The sequence below is a fragment of the Nonomuraea sp. NPDC052265 genome, assembly GCF_044547985.1.
In the GTDB taxonomy this organism is placed as follows: domain Bacteria; phylum Actinomycetota; class Actinomycetes; order Streptosporangiales; family Streptosporangiaceae; genus Nonomuraea.
Genome location: NZ_JBIUBJ010000016.1, coordinates 146,053 through 161,636, shown reverse-complemented (window position 1 = coordinate 161,636; position 15,584 = coordinate 146,053). Strand labels below are relative to the sequence as shown.

Here is a 15,584-nt window from a genome sequence, read left to right as displayed (position 1 = left end):
CGTTCACAGGGCGTCGGCCAGCCCGCCGCCGTCGATGGCGGTGAACCCGGCGTCCTCGATGAGCGGCACCACGACCTTCTTGGCGGCGTCGTCGTCGCCCCAGTAGGGCATGTCGGCCCGCCGGCCGCCGCGCTGCCCGGCCGTGCCCAGCTCCAGCAGCTCGTTGGGGTATTTGGTGTTGAACGTGCGCACCAGCCGTACCTCCCGGCCCAGCACGTGCTGCTGGTACTGCGGGCTGGTGAGCCCGTCCGGGACGGCCACCACCGCCTCGGCGCCGTCGCGTTCGGTGATCGGGTTGCTGGGATCGATGACGATCTTGCCGGTCAGCACCGCGCCCACCTCCTCGACCACTGTGGGGAAGGCCTCCCACCACACCGCCATGACGACGACCTCGCCGAAGCGCGCCGCCTCGATCGGCGAGCCGCCGCCCGCCTGCCCCTCGGCGGCGACCGCGGCCTCCTCGGCCAGGGTCAGCCGGGCGTCGCTGAAGAGCACGTCGTGACCGGCCGCCGCGAGCAGCCGGCCGAGCGGTGCGCCGAGCCTGCCAGAACCCACGATTCCTACGCGCATGTCTCGATCTCCTTGTCGCGCCCGACCGGCACCTGCCCATCGGGCTTCCCGGCATGCCTGTCTTTGCGCCGGAGCAGGGAGACCTTTGCCGTCGGGTGATCCCTACACTCGTCGTCCATGAGCGATCCCGACGTCCATGAGCTGCGCAGGGGCAGCGCCGGGCGGGCGCACCTGCGTCCGCGGGGGCCCGAGCTGCCGCACGTGACCGACCTGGCCGGGCCGCGCGGGCTGCGGCTGCGGCACTACCGGCCGGCCGAGGAGCGGCGGCCGCTCGTGGTGTACGTGCACGGCGGCGCGTGGGTGTTCTGCGACCTGGACACGCACGACCGGATCTGCCGCCTGCTGGCTCATGGGTGCGGGGTCGAGGTGATGGCCGTGGACTACCGGCTGGCGCCGGAGCACCCGTACCCGGCGGCGGTCGAGGACGTCGTGGAGGTGCTGCGCGTGGCCCGTCCGGTCGCGGTGGCCGGGGACAGCGCGGGCGGTTACCTCGCCACGATGGCCTGCCTGGAGCTGCGGGACGCGGACGACCCGTCGCCCGCCGCCCAGATCCTGATCTGTCCCAACACCGACCTCACGCTGTCCCGGCCGAGCGTGCGGGAGAAGGGCACTGGCCACGGCCTCGACGAGAGCTTCCTCGCCTGGGCCGTCCGGCAGTGGGCGCCCGATCCGGCGCGGCGCGCCGACCCGAGACTGAGCCCGCTGCTCGTGCCCGACCTGCGCGGGATGCCCGCCACGCTCATCGTCACCGCCGAGCACGACGCCCTCAGGGACGAGGGCGAGGCATACGCCCATCGGCTGGCCGAGGCGGGCGTGCCGGTCACGTGCCGCAGGGAACCCGGCCTCGCGCACGGTTTCCAGCAGAACGCCGACCCGGTGTCGGACGCGGCCACCGGCCGCCTGCTCGCCGACGCGCGCCGCCTGCTCGAAGCTGTGACGGGCTGACCCTCCACACCACGGCGGCGTGGCCGCACACCGCGGCACGCCACCGGGCGGGCACAGAAGCACCGCCTGGAACTCGCGGCGACCGGTCAGGCACCGGAGGCCAGGCGGCCCAAGAACGTCGCGGACGCCCCCGCGAAGCCGGCGCGCGTCATTGCGCGCGCTCGGACTCCTGCTCGGACGCCGTAGACGGGTACATCTCCTCGCGCGGCGTGTCCGCGCCCAGCTCCTCGCGCAGCCGGTCGTAGTCGATGTTGTGGTTGGTGTACTTCAGCTGGCGAGCGACCTTCGTCTGCTTCGCCTTGGCTCTTCCTCGGCCCATGGCTACTCCCTAGTCCCCGCTGTCATGCTATCCAACAACGTTACGACTTGAAGAATTATGCAACTGCGCTCGATTAGTCTTGCAATATGCACGTGGAGGTCCACCAGGCCAAGGCCGACTTCTTCAGGACGCTCGGCCACCCCGCTCGCATCAGAGTGTTGGAGCTACTCCAGGAAGGTCCACTGCCCGTCAGGGACCTGCTGGCCCAGATCGACATCGAGGCGTCGAGCCTCTCACAACAGCTGGCGGTCCTGCGAAGGGCCGGGATCGTGAGCGCGATCCGCGAAGGCAGCACGGTGGTCTACACCCTGGCCACTCCCGAGCTGGCCGACCTGCTCGGAGCGGCTCGCCGCATCCTCACCGACATGCTGGCCGACCAGGGGGAGCTTCTGGCCGAGCTGCGGGCGGAGGTCACTTAGCGGCGGCCTCGGCGCGGCGCCTGACGACCTTCGGGTACCGGGCGGTGAAGACGGCGGGGACGACGAACGAGAGCACCTTGATCGCGATGACGACCGTGGTGGCGTGCGGGGCCGCGGCCAGCACGAACGTCAGCGAGACGGCGGTGAGCGTGAACGCCACCGCCCACACCGTCGTGATCACCACGTTGACGCGGTGGAACGCCGGGGTCTCCCAGATCTCCTTCGGCGCCATCGTGCGCGCGATGCCCAGCGTGAACGGCTTGCGGATGGCCATCGAACCCCAGGCGGTGCCGGCCAGCCAGACGTTGACCAGCGCGGGCCCGTACGGCGTGAGCGGCGAGTGCGGAGCCACCAGGGAGAGCACCGTGAGCAGGGCGAAGAAGACGGCGGCGCTCGTCTCGATCACGATCTCGTCCCAGGCCCGCCCGGACCGGCGGTCGATGGCCACGAGGGCGAGGGCGATCACGAGGCCGGTGATGGCGCCCCAGCGCCACTCGTCGCCGGTGGCGATGACCGCATAGACGACCCAGGGGAGGAAACCGAGCAGACCACGCATCGCGCAACTCCTTTGACATTCCTAAGTAGACATGTCGAAGGTAGAACCTCCTGTGGAGATATGTCAATATAGGAATATGAGCTTGAGACATGCCGTGCTGGGTCTGCTCGCCGAGGGGCCGGCCAGCGGCTACGACCTGCTGAAGACCTTCGACGTCTCATTGTCCAACGTCTGGCCCGCGACGCAGAGCCAGCTCTACGCCGAGCTCGGCAAGCTGGCCGACGCCGGTCTGGTGAGCGTGGCGGCCGAGGGCCCCCGGGGGCGCAAGGAGTACGCGATCACCCAGGAGGGCCGGGCCGAGCTGCGCCGCTGGATCACCGAGGTCGAGCCGGTCAGGGTCGGGCGCAGCGACATGCTGCTTCGCGTGTTCTTCCTCGGCCAGGTCGATCCCGAGCAGGCTCGCGCGTACCTGCGTCGCCAGGCCGAGGTGGTGGGCAAGCACCTGGAGCACATGGAGGCCATCAAGGGCTTCGTCGAGAGCGGCCAGGACAACCTGTCGGTCTACGGCCGGCTCGCCCTGGAGTACGGCCTGCGTCTCGGCGCCGTCCAGAAGGCGTGGGCCGAGTGGGCCGAGGGGCAGATCCGTTAGGCTCGCCCCCATGGTCTCCGAGCTGTTCGATCCGAAGATGTGGCAGGTCGTCGAGGGCTTCGACTTCACCGACATCACCTACCACCGGGCCCTCGACCAGGGCACGGTGCGGGTCGCGTTCAACCGGCCCGAAGTGCGCAACGCCTTCCGGCCGCAGACGGTCGACGAGCTCTACCGGGCGCTCGACCACGCCAGGCAGACCACCGACGTCGGCTGCGTGCTGCTCACCGGCAACGGCCCCTCGCCCAAGGACGGCGGGTGGGCCTTCTGCTCCGGCGGCGACCAGCGCATCAGGGGCAAAGACGGCTACCAGTACGCCGACGGCACCCCCGCCACCGGCCGCCTGCACATCCTGGAGGTGCAGCGCCTGATCCGCTTCATGCCCAAGATCGTGATCTGCGTGGTGCCCGGCTGGGCCGCGGGCGGCGGCCACAGCCTCCACGTCGTGGCCGATCTCACACTGGCCAGCGCCGAGCACGCCCGCTTCAAGCAGACCGACGCCGACGTGGCCAGCTTCGACGGCGGCTTCGGCTCGGCCTACCTCGCGCGGCAGGTCGGCCAGAAGTTCGCCCGCGAGATCTTCTTCCTCGGCGACACCTACAGCGCGGCCGACGCCCACCGCATGGGCATGGTCAACGCCGTCGTCCCGCACGCGGAGCTGGAGGCCACGGCGCTGGAGTGGGCGCGCAAGGTCAACGGCAAGTCGCCGACCGCCCAGCGCATGCTGAAGTTCGCCTTCAACATGATCGACGACGGGCTCGTGGGGCAGCAGGTGTTCGCGGGCGAGGCGACGCGGCTGGCGTACATGACGGACGAGGCGGCCGAGGGGCGCGACTCCTTCCTGGAGAAGCGGGCGCCCGACTGGTCGCCCTTCCCCTGGCACTTCTAGCCACGGAATCCCCCGGTGATGGGCAGACTGGGGCGATGAGGATCAAGGTGCCCGAGGCGTTGACCGAGTCACACGTGAAGATCGACGGCGAGCAGGGGCGGGCGTGGTCGGCCGGCCTGCCGGCGCTGGCCGAGCGTTACCTGGAGGAGTGGGGGCTGCGGCTGGACGAGGGGCGGCCCATGCACGGCGTGGTCTCCCTCGTGCTGCCCGTCGTACGGGAGGACGGCACCAAGGCGGCGCTCAAGCTCCAGCCCGTCACCGACGAGAACGCCACCGAGGCGCCCGGCCTGCGCACGTGGGCCGGGAAGGGGTCGGTGCTGCTGCTCGACGACGATCCCGAGACCGGCACCCTGCTGCTGGAACGCCTCGACGCCGACCGCCCGCTGTCGGCCGTGCCGGACGACACCGAGGCGCTGAAGATCCTGACCGAGCTGCTGGGCCGGTTGACCGCCTTCCCCGCCCCGCCGGGCATGCGCCGGTTGGGCGACATCGCCGCGGAGATGCTGGCCGACGTCGACCGGGCGATGGCCGTGCTGCCCCGCGAGCGGGACAGGCACTGGCTGCGGTGGTGCGCCGACGCGGTCGCCGAGCTCGTCGGCGAGCCCGGCGACCGGTTGCTGCACTGGGACCTGCACTACGACAACGTGCTGGCCGCCGAGCGGGAGCCGTGGCTGGCCATCGACCCCAAGCCGCTGGCCGGCGACCCCGGCTTCGACCTGTGGCCCGCCCTGGACAACCGGTGGGAGGCCATCGTCGCCACCGGCGACCCGATCCGGGGCGTGCTGCGGCGGTTCGACCTCATGGTGGACGGGCTGGGCCTCGACCCGGCCAGGGCGGCCGGCTGGACCCTCGGCCGCGTCCTGCAGAACGCGCTCTGGGACGTCGAGGACGGCGAGAGCGAGCTCAACGAGATCGGCCTGGTGATCGCGGAGGCCGTGCGCCACCGGCAGTGACGCGTGGTCCACGGTCACCGCCAGCAGGCGGGTACTTGTGGCCCGGCAGCGCCCCTCCGAGCGCCACGCCTCCGGCGACCACCACCAGGACCGGGTCGAGCAGGTACACCGGGTCGGTGGCTCGGAGGCTCCCGTCAGTCGGAGAGGCGGCGGAGGAAGTCGCGGACCAGGGCGGCGATCTGCCGGCCGCGGGTCTCCAGGGCGAAGTGGCCCGCGTCCAGGAGCTGGATCTCGGCCCGTTCGGCGTCGCGGGCGAAGGCGAGCGCGCCGTCGGGGCCGAAGATCTCGTCGTGCCGCCCCCACACGGCCAGCACCGGCGGCTGGTGCGTGCGCAGGTACTCCTGCCACTGCGGGTAGAGGCCCGGGTTGCGGCCGTAGTCCAGGAAGAGGGCGAGCTGGACGGCGTGGTTGCCGGGCCGGTCGAGCCGGGCCTGGTCGAGGGCCGCCTTGTCCGGGTTGACCAGGGCGGCGTCGCCGACCCCGTGCGTGTACTGCCAGTGGGTGGCCTCGGGCGTGAGCAGGCCGAGCAGCGCGGAGGTGTTCTCCGGCGAGGGGTCGGCCCACGCCTTGCGCAGCGGCTCCCAGAACGGCGTCAGGCCCTCCTCGTACGCGTTGCCGTTCTGGGTGACGATGCCGGTGACGCGTTCGGGGTGCCGTGTGGCGAGGCGGAAGCCGACCGGGGCGCCGTAGTCGTGGACGTAGAGCGCGTACCTGGTGACGCCCAGGGTGTCCAGCAGGCGGTCCACCACGTCGGCCAGGTGGTCGAAGCTGTACTCCCACTCCTCGGCCGCGGGGGCCGAGCTGTGGCCGAAGCCGGGGTAGTCGGGCGCGATCAGATGGAACTCGTCCGCCAGGTCGGCGATCAGCTCCTGGTAGGCCACCGACGAGGTCGGGAACCCGTGCAGCAGCACCAGCGTGGGCGCCGACGGGTCGCCGGCCTCCCGGTAGAACACGTCGAGGCCGTCCACCACAGCGGTGCGGTACCGAACAGTCATGTCAATCCTCCACTTAACCGACTAAATCCGTTTTGCCGGTTAAGTGATAACATGGCGAGTGTTAACCAGTCAAATCGGTTTGAGGGGTTAGAGGCAGTGAGGATACGGCCGCTTCGCGACGAGCCCATGGCGCTCGACCTGGTCGACACCGTCTGGGTGGACCACGGCGCCCTGGTGGACCAGTTCGACGACCTGGAGGGCGTGCGCGCCTGGCTCGGCGACCACGGCCTGCCGGGCGAGAACGATCCGGAACGGGTGCGCGACCGCCTGGTCCTGGCGCGGGACGCGCTGCGCGGGTCGCTCGAAGGCCGGGGGCACGACGGGCTGAACGCGGTGCTCGCCGAGGGCGCGATCAGGCCGCTGGTGGACGACGGCGGCCCGCGCGAGACCGTCGTGGTGAGCGACCCGGCCTGGGAGGCGGCCTGGACGGCGTCCGCCGACTTCGTCCGGCTCCTGCGCGAGCGTCCCGAACGGCTGCGCAAGTGCGCGAACCCGGCCTGCGTCCTGTGGTTCCTCGACGTGAGCAAGAACGGCAGCCGCCGGTGGTGCTCGATGGAGGTGTGCGGCAACCGCGCGAAGGCGGGCCGGTTCAACCAGCGTCACAAGAGCACTGGCTGAACCGGCCCGCCCGGGATCGCGGCGTGCGGACCTCAGTCCGTCACCAGGACGACCTTGCCCCGGCCGTGGCCGGTCTCGATCTCCCTGTGGGCGTCGGCGGCCTCCTCCAGCCGGTACGTCCGCCGCACCGGGAAGGCGAACCGGCCCTCGGCGTACAGGGCGGCGTACCGGCCGAGCCGTTCGGCGGTGCGCTCGCCCTGGACGACCCTGACGCCCAGCTCGGCCGCCTTGCCGTGCTCGACCAGCGTGACGATGCGCCCGCGGTCGGCGACCAGGTCGAGCGAGACCTCCAGGGCGTGACCGCCGGCGCCGTCGAGGGCCGCGTCCACGCCGCCGGGGGCGAGCGCGCGCACCCGGTCGGCGAGCCCGTCGCCGTAGGCCACCGGGATCGCGCCGAGGTCTCGCAGGTGGTCGTGATTGACCTCGCGGGCCGTGCCGATCACCGTGGCGCCGCGCGTGCGGGCGATCTGCACGGCGGCCGTGCCCACGGACCCGGCCGCGCCGTGCACGAGCAGCGTCTCGCCGGCGCCGATGCCCAGGCCGTCGAGGGCCAGCTCGGCCGTCTGGACCCCGGACGTCAGCCCGCCGGCCACCTCCCAGGGCGTCCCGGCGGGCTTGGGGGCCACGTCGGCGGCCGGGACCACGATGTACTCGGCGTAGGCGAACAGCCGCGAGAACCCCAGCACCTCGTCCCCGGCCGACACCCCGGTGACCCCGTCGCCCACCTGGTCGACCACGCCGGCGAACTCGTTGCCCGGGATGCGCGGCCATGCCACGTCCCCCAGGTACGGCGGCAGCCACCCCGCCCGTACGGCCGCGTCGAAGGGCTGCACACCGGCCGCCCGCACACGTACGCGCACCTCTCCCGGGCCCGCGTGCGGCGCGGGGACCTCCATCACCTTCAGCACCTCGGGTCCACCTGGCTCGGCGAACGCCGCCGCCCTCATCACGTCACTCATGCCGCCGAGCTTGCTACCTCAACTGCGCTTGAGGTCAAGTCGGCCAACTTTCGATATGAAGTAGGGAACTTTCCGCTTTAGTCGTGCTTTATATGTATATAGTCCGTCAGGACACACCGGGGGATGGGGCAAACCGAGGGCTGATGACCGAGTTCTTCCACGCCGCTCTGGGCTTTCCGACCGCCATTTTCACTTTCCTCCTCGTGGCCGTCGTGGCTTATTGGCTGGCCGTCATCGTCGGCCTGTTCGACCTCGACCACGACGCGCCATGGCTGGGGTTCGGGGGCGTGCCCGCCGGGATCGCGATCTCCCTGTTGGTCGCGGTCGCCTGGCTGCTGACCCTGATCGGGAGCCAGGTGCTGCCGGACGCCGCGCTGGCCGCCGCGCCCCTCGCCGCGGCGGCGGGCGCCTGGCTCGTCACGCGCGCCCTGCTCGTGCCGCTGCGCAGGGCGTTCCCGGACGGCGGACGCCACTCGCGCGGCGACCTCGTGGGCCGCCCGTGCGTCATTCGCACCGGGGCCGTCACCCCCGACTTCGGCCAGGCCGAGGTCGCCTCCGAGGACGGTTCGACCGCGGTCGTCCAGGTCCGCACGACCGGAGGGGACCGCCTGGCCCGCGGCGACAAAGCACTCATCTTCGAATACGACAAAGACGGCGAATTCTTCTGGGTCATGCCCTACGAAAGCGAGATCTGATGGACGTCATCTCCACGGGCTTCGGCGTATTTCTCGCCGTCGTCCTGGTCATCGTGATTGGCCTGCTCGTCATCATCGGCCGCCTTTTCCGCAAGGTGGAACAGGGCAAGGCGCTGATCGTGTCGAAGGTCAACAAGGTGGACGTGACGTTCACGGGCGCCATCGTGCTCCCCGTCGTCCACAAGGCCGAGACCATGGACATCTCGGTGAAGACCATCGAGATCACGCGTACCGGCCGTGAAGGGCTGATCTGCCGGGACAACATCAGGGCCGACATCAAGATCACGTTCTTCGTCCGGGTGAACAAGACCGCCGAGGACGTCATCAAGGTCGCCCAGGCCATCGGCACCGCGCGGGCCAGCGACGAGAACACGCTCCAGGAGCTGTTCAGCGCCAAGTTCTCCGAGGCGCTGAAGACGGCCGGCAAGCACCTCGACTTCGTCGACCTCTACACTAAGCGGGACGAGTTCCGCGACGAGATCATCCGGCTCATCGGCACCGACCTGAACGGCTACAGCCTCGAAGACGCCGCCATCGACTACCTGGAGCAGACCGCGCTCCTCCAGCTCGACTCCAGCAACATCCTGGACGCCCAGGGCATCAGGAAGATCACCGAGCTGACCGCGCTGGAGCACGTACGGACCAACGAGTTCCAGCGGGCCGAGGAGAAGGAGATCACCCGCCAGAACGTGGACGCCCGCGAGGCCATCCTGGAGCTCCAGCGCCGCCAGGCCGACGCCGAGCTCAAGCAGCGCCGCGAGATCGAGACCGTCAAGGCCCGCGAGGAGGCGGAGATCGCCCGCGTGCAGGCCGAGGAGCGGCTGCGCGCGCAGACGGCCGGCATCAAGACCGACGAGCAGATCGGCGTGCAGCGGGAGAACCAGGCCCGCGAGGTGGCGGTCGCCGAGAAGAACCGCGAGCGGGTGATCGCCATCGAGAGCGAGCGCATCGAGAAGGACCGCCTGCTGGAGGTCATCGCCCGGGAGCGGGAGACCGAGCTGTCGCGCATCGCCAAGGACAAGGAGGTCGAGACCGAGAAGCGGTCGATCGCCGAGGTCATCCGGGAGCGCATCGCGGTCGACAAGACGGTGGCCGAGCAGGAGGAGAGCATCAAGCGGCTGCGCGTGGTCGAGGAGGCCGAGCGCACCCGCCAGCAGGTGATCATCGCCGCCGAGGCAGAGGCCCAGGAGAACCTGGTCAAGGACATCAAGGCGGCCGAGGCCGCGGAGGCAGCGTCGAAGTTCAAGGCCCGCGAGGAGCTGGTGCTCGCCGAGGCCCGGCAGCAGGCCGCCGAGCTGGAGGCGCGGGCCAAGATCCGGCTCGCGGAGGGCGTGCAGGCCGAGTCCGCCGCGGCCGGGCTGGCGCAGGTGCAGGTCAAGGAGCGCGACGCGGACGCCATCGAGAAGGTCGGCCGCGCCGAGGCGCTGTCCCTGGGCGAGAGGCTGCGGGCCGAGGCCGAGGGCGCGCGGGCCATGGCGCTGATCGAGGGCGACCGGCTCAAGGCGCGGGCCGAGGGCGAGCAGGCCATGGCGCTGGCCGGCGCCACCGCGATCGGCGAGAAGCTGAAGGCCGAGGCCGAGGGCCTGACCCAGAAGGCCGCCGCGATGGCGGCCCTGGACGAGGCCAGCCGGGGCCACGAGGAGTACCGCCTGCGCCTGGAGGCCGACAAGGAGATCAGGCTCAAGCACATCGACGTCACCCGCCAAGTGGCCGAGTCGCAGGCCAGCGTGCTGGCGGCGGGCCTGTCCAAGGCCAACATCGACATCGTCGGCGGCGACACGATGTTCTTCGACAAGGTGGTCGGGTCGATCACCGCGGGCAAGGCGGTGGACGGCTTCGTCGGGCACTCGAACGTGGCCGGGGCGCTGGCGGCGCCGTACCTCAACGGGACGGCCAGCCTGGCGGCGGACATCGCGACCGTGGTCAGCGGGGTGCGCACCGAGGACATCAAGAACCTGACCGTCTCGGCCCTGCTCATGCGGCTCATCCAGGACGGCGGCCCGCAGTCGTCGGCGCTCGGCGAGCTGCTGGAGACCGCGCGGCGGCTGGGCGTGGCCGACTCCCCGGTGGCCGCGCTGGCGGCGGCGAAGGGCTGACGTGAGCACCACCGAGCTGGAAGCCGGGACGTACGAGGTTCTCAGGAACCGGCTCCAGGCGCAGGCCAAGGCCCTGGCGGTCGCGGCGGAGGAGATCAACGGGCAGCGGCTGCGCGTCTTCGGCGGCGCGGAGCTGCGCCTGCTCGGCACCGAGCGGATCAGGACCGAGAACAACTGCGTCCCGAGGGACATCGTCTCGCTGGGCGAGGTGATGCTGTTCGGCTACAACGTCTTCATCGGGCTCAAGCCGGAGACGACCGTGGCCGACGTGTTCGCCGTCCACCGCTTCACCAGGGACGGGGACGCGTTCACCTTCGAGACCGGCAAGCTGGAGACGCTGGAGGAGCCGGCGTTCAGGAAGGACTTCGCCGAGCTGTACCGGTACTACAAGGAGACCAGGCTCCAGCAGCTCAGACGGGTAGAGGGCAAGCTGCTGGCGGTGTTCCGGACGGGCCCGGCGGACACGCGGGTGCTCAGGTGGGCGGTCAGCAACGGCGGTGTCCCGAGATATCTGGACAACAGGGGGGAGCGGGACCACGTCTTCCCCCCGTCCCACGACTTCGAGTGGACGCCGACCACCCGCGACGACCACGTGCTCGGCCGTCATCCGCACATCTCCATCGAGGGCGAGGTCTTCGTCGAGACGATCGGCGGCGACCTCACCATCAAGGTCGAGAACAACACGGAGACCGGCGCGGGCGTCTACTCCGAGCCGGTCACCGAACGCCTCCAGTCGCTGGCCGACGCCGACGTCGAGTACGCCAGGGTCGGGCCGCTCGTCCTCATGCGGATCAGGCCGTACAAGGAGCCGGACTGGCGGCATCTGGTCTTCAACACCCGTACCAAGGCGGTGACCAGGCTCGACGGCATCGGCCAGTCCTGCCAGCGGCTGCCCGAGGACCAGGGGCTGATCTTCCCGGGCGGCTACTACCTGGCGACCGGGATCAGCAAGACCTTCGACACGGACGTGACGGACCTGGAGTTCGAGCGGGTCGTGCGCTCGCCCAACGGCGAGGACGTCCTGTACGTCTTCCACGCCCGGGGCGACGGCCGCTCGCTGCTGCTGCCGTACAACGTGATCAGGAAGGAGGTGGCCAACCCCATCGTCTGCCACGGGTACTCCCTGTTCGACGACGGCACGATGGTGGTCTTCCGCGCCCTCTCCGAGGAGCCGACCCGGGTCCACCCGATGCAGGTGTGGCAGACGCCGTACGTGTCCGACACCTACGCCGCCGGCCAGCCCGCCGGGACCGGGCCCCTGGAGCGCATCGGCAACGCCGAGCTGGTGCGCGGCATCTCCGACTGCCTGTCCGTGGCCCGCATGGTCGAGGAGATGGCGGCGTCGGAGGCCACGTTCGAGGCGCTGATCGCCGCCTGCACCCGCGCGGCCGACTCCTACCACTGGCTCGGCGAGCACGGGCTCGCCGCGCCGCTCGCCGACGTGCGCGCCACCGCCGAACAGGTGCTCGACGAGTACGAGAACGTCGAGCAGCTCACCCGCCAGGCCGCCGACACCCTGGCGGCGGCGGCCGAGGAGACCAACCACCTGGTACGCCAGGCCGCCGCCGACACCCCCGCCACCGCCGACGCCTGGGTCACCACGCTGGCCGGCCTGCGCAGACAGCAGGGCCGCCTGGTGACCCTGCGCGACGTCCGCTACCTGGACCTCGCCCGCCTGGACGAGCTGTCCGCCGCCGTGACCGCCGAGCTGGCCGCGACCGGCAGGCGCGCGGTCGCCTTCCTGGAGGGCCCGGAGGCGTTCACCGCCTACCACGCGGCGGTCGACCGGCTGGCCGCCGACGCCGCCGCGATCGCGACCGTGGCCGAGGCCGCGCCCGTCGCCGACCGGCTGGCCGAGCAGGCGGAGGGCCTGGAGGTCGTGACGGAGGTCGTCGGCTCGCTGGAGATCGCCGACGCCACGGTCCGCACGTCGATCCTGGGCCGGATCGCCGAGGTGCTGGCCGGGGTGAACCGGGCGCGGGCCGTGCTCGACTGGCGGCGGCGCGAGCTGCTGGGCTCGGAGGGCCGCGCGGCCTTCGCCGCCGAGTTCGCCCTGTTCGGCCAGGCCGTCTCGGGCGCGCTGGCGATGGCCGACACGCCGGACAAGTGCGACGAGCAGCTCGGCCGCCTGATGCTCCAGGTGGAGAACCTGGAAGCGCGCTTCGGCGAGTTCGACGACTTCGCCGCCCAGCTCGCGGGCAAGCGGGACGAGGTCTACGAGGCGTTCTCGGCCAGGAAACAGACCCAGCTCGACGGCCTGGCGCGGCGGGCCGACCGGGTCTTCGCCTCGGCCGAGCGCATCCTGGGCAGCGTGACCAGGCGGCTGACGTCCCTGGGGTCGATGGACGAGGTCAACACGTACTTCGCCACCGATCCGATGGTCGGCAGGATCCGGACGGCGGCGGCCGAGCTGCGTTCCCTGGGCGACGCCGTACGGGCCGAGGAGCTGGACGGCCGGGTCAAGGCGGCCCAGCAGGAGGCCGGTCGTGCCCTGCGGGACCGCCTGGACCTGTTCACCGACGGCGGCGAGACGCTGCGCCTCGGCCGTCACCACTTCGCCGTCAACACCCAGCCGATCGACCTGACGCTGGTCCCGCACGACGGCGACATGCACTTCGCGATCACGGGGACCGACTACCGCGCGCCCGTACCGGCGTCGTTCGCCGACACGCGGCCGTTCTGGGACCAGCTCCTGGTGTCGGAGACGCCGGAGATGTACCGGGCCGAGCATCTGGCCGCCTCCCTCCTGGAGTCCGTACGGCCCGGGGCTTCCCTGGCCGACCTGGTACGCCAGGCCGCCGAGCAGCGCTACGACGAGGGCTACGAGCGTGGCGTCCACGACCACGACGCGATCCTCGTCCTTGAGAGCCTGGTCCGCCTGCGGGAGGGCGCCGGGCTCCTGCGTTACCCGCCCGAGGCCCGCGCGGCGGCCCAGCTGTTCTGGGCCTTCGGCACGGACGAGGTTTCACGTAAAACATTGACCACCAGGGCCGCCTCCCTGGTCCGGGCCCGCGCGGTCTTCGGCCACACCCCCGCCCTGGAGGCCCTGGCCGCCGAACTCGCCACCCGGATCACCGCCTCCTCCTTCGGCCGGGACGCCGGAGAGGGCACGGCCGCGCTGGCCGGTGAGTACCTGGTCGAGGAGCTGGGCGCGACGCCGTTCGGCTTCGTGACCGGGAAGGCGGCCCGCGACCTCCTCGACGGCTTCAGGCAGACGCTCGGCCCGGCCAGGGTCCGCGAGTTCGAGGAGGAGCTGGCCGCGCTCCCCCTGCCCGAGCGGCTGCAGCTCGCCCACGCCTGGATCGGCGCGTACCGCGAGGGCCCCGAGGTGGCCGAGGCCGTCGCCGTGCACCTGTGCGAGGTGCCCCGCCACGACTCCGGCGCCGCCGTCGAGGAGACCGTCGAGGGCCTGCTCGGCGCGCACCCGCGCGTCCAGGACCGCAGGCTGCGGGTCAGGATCGACGAGCTGCTGACCAGGGCACGCGCCTTCAGGCGGGAACGGGTTCCGGCCTACCGGGCCTACCAGCGCCGCCGCAACGAGCTGATCGAGCAGGAACGCCGCCGGCTGCGCCTGGAGGAGTACCGGCCCAAGGTCATGAGCGCGTTCGTCCGCAACCGGCTGCTGGACGAGGTCTACCTGCCGCTGATCGGCGACAACCTGGCCAAGCAGCTCGGCGCGGCGGGCGCGGGCAAGCGCACCGACCAGATGGGCCTGCTGCTGCTCATCTCACCGCCCGGCTACGGCAAGACCACGCTGATGGAGTACGTCGCCAGCCGCCTCGGCCTGGTCTTCGTCAAGGTGAACGGCCCGGCGCTCGGCCACGGCGTCACCTCGCTCGACCCGGCCGAGGCGCCCGACGCCACGGCCAGGCAGGAGGTCGAGAAGATCTCCTTCGCGCTGGAGACCGGCAACAACACCCTGCTCTACCTGGACGACATCCAGCACACCTCGCCGGAGCTGCTGCAGAAGTTCATCTCGTTGTGCGACGCCCAGCGCCGCATCGAGGGCGTCTGGAACGGCCGGACCCGCACGTACGACCTGCGCGGCAAGCGGTTCGCGGTGTGCATGGCGGGCAACCCGTACACCGAGTCCGGGCAGCGCTTCCGCATCCCGGACATGCTGGCCAACCGCGCCGACGTGTGGAACCTGGGCGACGTGCTCTCCGGCAGGGACGAGCTGTTCGCGCTGAGCTACGTGGACAACGCGCTGACCTCCAACCCGGTGCTGGCCCCCCTCTCGGGCCGTGACGGGGCCGACGTCGAGCTCCTGGTCCGCCTGGCCAAGGGCGACCCGGCCGTCCGCCCGGACCAGCTCAGGCACCCGTACGGCAAGGCGGAGCTGGACCAGATGCTCGGCGTGCTGGGCAAGCTGGTGCGCGTCCAGGAGGTGGTGCTGGCCAACAACGCGGCGTACATCGCGTCGGCGTCGCAGGCGGAGGCGTCCAGGACCGAGCCGCCGTACCGGTTGCAGGGGTCGTACCGGAACATGAACAAACTGGCCGAGCGCATCGTGCCCGCCATGAACGACGACGAGCTGGAGGCGGTGATCGACGACCACTACCTGGGCGAGGCGCAGACCCTCACCCAGGACGCCGAGGCCAACCTGCTCAAGCTGGCCGAGCTGCGCGGCCGCCTGACCCCCGCCCAGGCGGCGCGCTGGGCGGAGATCAAGGCGGCCTTCCTCAGGGCCAGGGCGCTCGGCGGCGACGGCGACGACCCGATGACCAGGGCCGTGGGCGCCCTCGGCCTCCTCGCCGACCGGGTCAGCGAGGTGGGCACAGCCATCAGGGAGTCCGACCGCTGAACGAGACGGGCCCGACCGTCAGGAAGTCCGGCCGCTGAGGGCGGCTGGGCGGAGTTCCAGGTGTGCCGGTGAAGGCGGCGCGCAGGCGGCGGTCGTGGGTGACGACCACCAGCGCGCCCTCGTAGTGGGCCAGCGCGTAGCGCCGGATACGGTAGCCCGTGAACCGGATCATGTACA

15 protein-coding genes are annotated in these 15,584 nt (G+C 71.3%); 9 read left to right on the top strand and 6 right to left on the bottom strand.

Annotated elements, in window-relative coordinates; translation table 11 throughout:
• Positions 1–3 precede the first annotated feature (3 nt).
• On the bottom strand, positions 4–570 hold the full coding sequence (locus tag ACIHAD_RS35800) for an NADPH-dependent F420 reductase (protein ID WP_397359145.1): 567 nt from the start codon (positions 568–570) through the stop codon (positions 4–6).
• Positions 571–687: 117 nt separating this feature from the next.
• Between ACIHAD_RS35800 and ACIHAD_RS35795 the strand changes: the two genes are divergently transcribed.
• Positions 688–1,515: an alpha/beta hydrolase gene (locus ACIHAD_RS35795; RefSeq protein WP_397359144.1), complete on the top strand. Its 828-nt coding sequence runs from the start codon at positions 688–690 to the stop codon at positions 1,513–1,515.
• Between the two features lie 148 nt (positions 1,516–1,663).
• Here ACIHAD_RS35795 and ACIHAD_RS35790 read toward each other — a convergent pair whose 3' ends face one another.
• Complete coding sequence (locus ACIHAD_RS35790; RefSeq protein WP_397359143.1) at positions 1,664–1,834, bottom strand: DUF3073 domain-containing protein; 171 nt, start codon at positions 1,832–1,834, stop codon at positions 1,664–1,666.
• Positions 1,835–1,920: 86 nt separating this feature from the next.
• On the opposite strand from ACIHAD_RS35790, the gene ACIHAD_RS35785 reads away from it, so the two are divergent.
• Positions 1,921–2,253 (top strand): helix-turn-helix transcriptional regulator, encoded by a 333-nt coding sequence (locus ACIHAD_RS35785; protein ID WP_090938046.1) that lies wholly within the window; start codon positions 1,921–1,923, stop codon positions 2,251–2,253.
• Here ACIHAD_RS35785 and ACIHAD_RS35780 read toward each other — a convergent pair.
• Positions 2,246–2,809, bottom strand: coding sequence for a hypothetical protein (locus ACIHAD_RS35780; protein WP_397359142.1), 564 nt, complete (start codon positions 2,807–2,809; stop codon positions 2,246–2,248). The two genes, ACIHAD_RS35785 and ACIHAD_RS35780, sit on opposite strands and share 8 nt — an antisense overlap.
• A gap of 76 nt (positions 2,810–2,885) precedes the next feature.
• On the opposite strand from ACIHAD_RS35780, the gene ACIHAD_RS35775 reads away from it, so the two are divergent.
• The 3 genes from ACIHAD_RS35775 to ACIHAD_RS35765 are packed head-to-tail and all read left to right on the top strand — an operon-like array spanning position 2,886 to position 5,240.
• Positions 2,886–3,398 (top strand): PadR family transcriptional regulator, encoded by a 513-nt coding sequence (locus ACIHAD_RS35775; RefSeq protein WP_397359141.1) that lies wholly within the window; start codon positions 2,886–2,888, stop codon positions 3,396–3,398.
• A gap of 10 nt (positions 3,399–3,408) precedes the next feature.
• Positions 3,409–4,287, top strand: coding sequence for a 1,4-dihydroxy-2-naphthoyl-CoA synthase (locus tag ACIHAD_RS35770; RefSeq protein ID WP_397359140.1), 879 nt, complete (start codon positions 3,409–3,411; stop codon positions 4,285–4,287).
• 35 nt (positions 4,288–4,322) lie between these two features.
• The gene (locus ACIHAD_RS35765) at positions 4,323–5,240 is read left to right on the top strand and encodes an aminoglycoside phosphotransferase family protein (RefSeq protein ID WP_397359139.1); all 918 of its coding nucleotides are present in this window, start codon (positions 4,323–4,325) and stop codon (positions 5,238–5,240) included.
• Positions 5,241–5,374: 134 nt separating this feature from the next.
• Here ACIHAD_RS35765 and ACIHAD_RS35760 read toward each other — a convergent pair whose 3' ends face one another.
• Positions 5,375–6,235 (bottom strand): alpha/beta fold hydrolase, encoded by an 861-nt coding sequence (locus ACIHAD_RS35760; RefSeq protein ID WP_397359138.1) that lies wholly within the window; start codon positions 6,233–6,235, stop codon positions 5,375–5,377.
• A gap of 96 nt (positions 6,236–6,331) precedes the next feature.
• Here ACIHAD_RS35760 and ACIHAD_RS35755 point away from each other — a divergent pair, with 96 nt between their 5' ends.
• On the top strand, positions 6,332–6,853 hold the full coding sequence (locus ACIHAD_RS35755) for a CGNR zinc finger domain-containing protein (RefSeq protein WP_397359137.1): 522 nt from the start codon (positions 6,332–6,334) through the stop codon (positions 6,851–6,853).
• Positions 6,854–6,885: 32 nt separating this feature from the next.
• On the opposite strand, the gene ACIHAD_RS35750 is transcribed toward ACIHAD_RS35755, so the two are convergent.
• Positions 6,886–7,800: an NADP-dependent oxidoreductase gene (locus tag ACIHAD_RS35750; protein ID WP_397359187.1), complete on the bottom strand. Its 915-nt coding sequence runs from the start codon at positions 7,798–7,800 to the stop codon at positions 6,886–6,888.
• A 155-nt stretch (positions 7,801–7,955) separates the two neighbouring features.
• Here ACIHAD_RS35750 and ACIHAD_RS35745 point away from each other — a divergent pair, with 155 nt between their 5' ends.
• From ACIHAD_RS35745 to ACIHAD_RS35735, 3 genes are read left to right on the top strand one after another with little or no spacing between them, the layout of a single operon-like run.
• A complete protein-coding gene (locus ACIHAD_RS35745; protein ID WP_397359136.1) occupies positions 7,956–8,507 on the top strand; it encodes a hypothetical protein in 552 nt (183 codons plus the stop codon).
• Positions 8,507–10,603 (top strand): flotillin family protein, encoded by a 2,097-nt coding sequence (locus ACIHAD_RS35740; RefSeq protein ID WP_397359135.1) that lies wholly within the window; start codon positions 8,507–8,509, stop codon positions 10,601–10,603. The genes ACIHAD_RS35745 and ACIHAD_RS35740 overlap by 1 nt, the downstream gene beginning before the upstream one ends.
• 1 nt (position 10,604) lies before the next feature.
• A complete protein-coding gene (locus ACIHAD_RS35735) occupies positions 10,605–15,407 on the top strand; it encodes a DNA repair ATPase (RefSeq protein WP_397359134.1) in 4,803 nt (1,600 codons plus the stop codon).
• Here ACIHAD_RS35735 and ACIHAD_RS35730 read toward each other — a convergent pair.
• Complete coding sequence (locus ACIHAD_RS35730) at positions 15,388–15,579, bottom strand: hypothetical protein (RefSeq protein ID WP_397359133.1); 192 nt, start codon at positions 15,577–15,579, stop codon at positions 15,388–15,390. The genes ACIHAD_RS35735 and ACIHAD_RS35730 overlap by 20 nt on opposite strands.
• Positions 15,580–15,584: the final 5 nt, after the last annotated feature.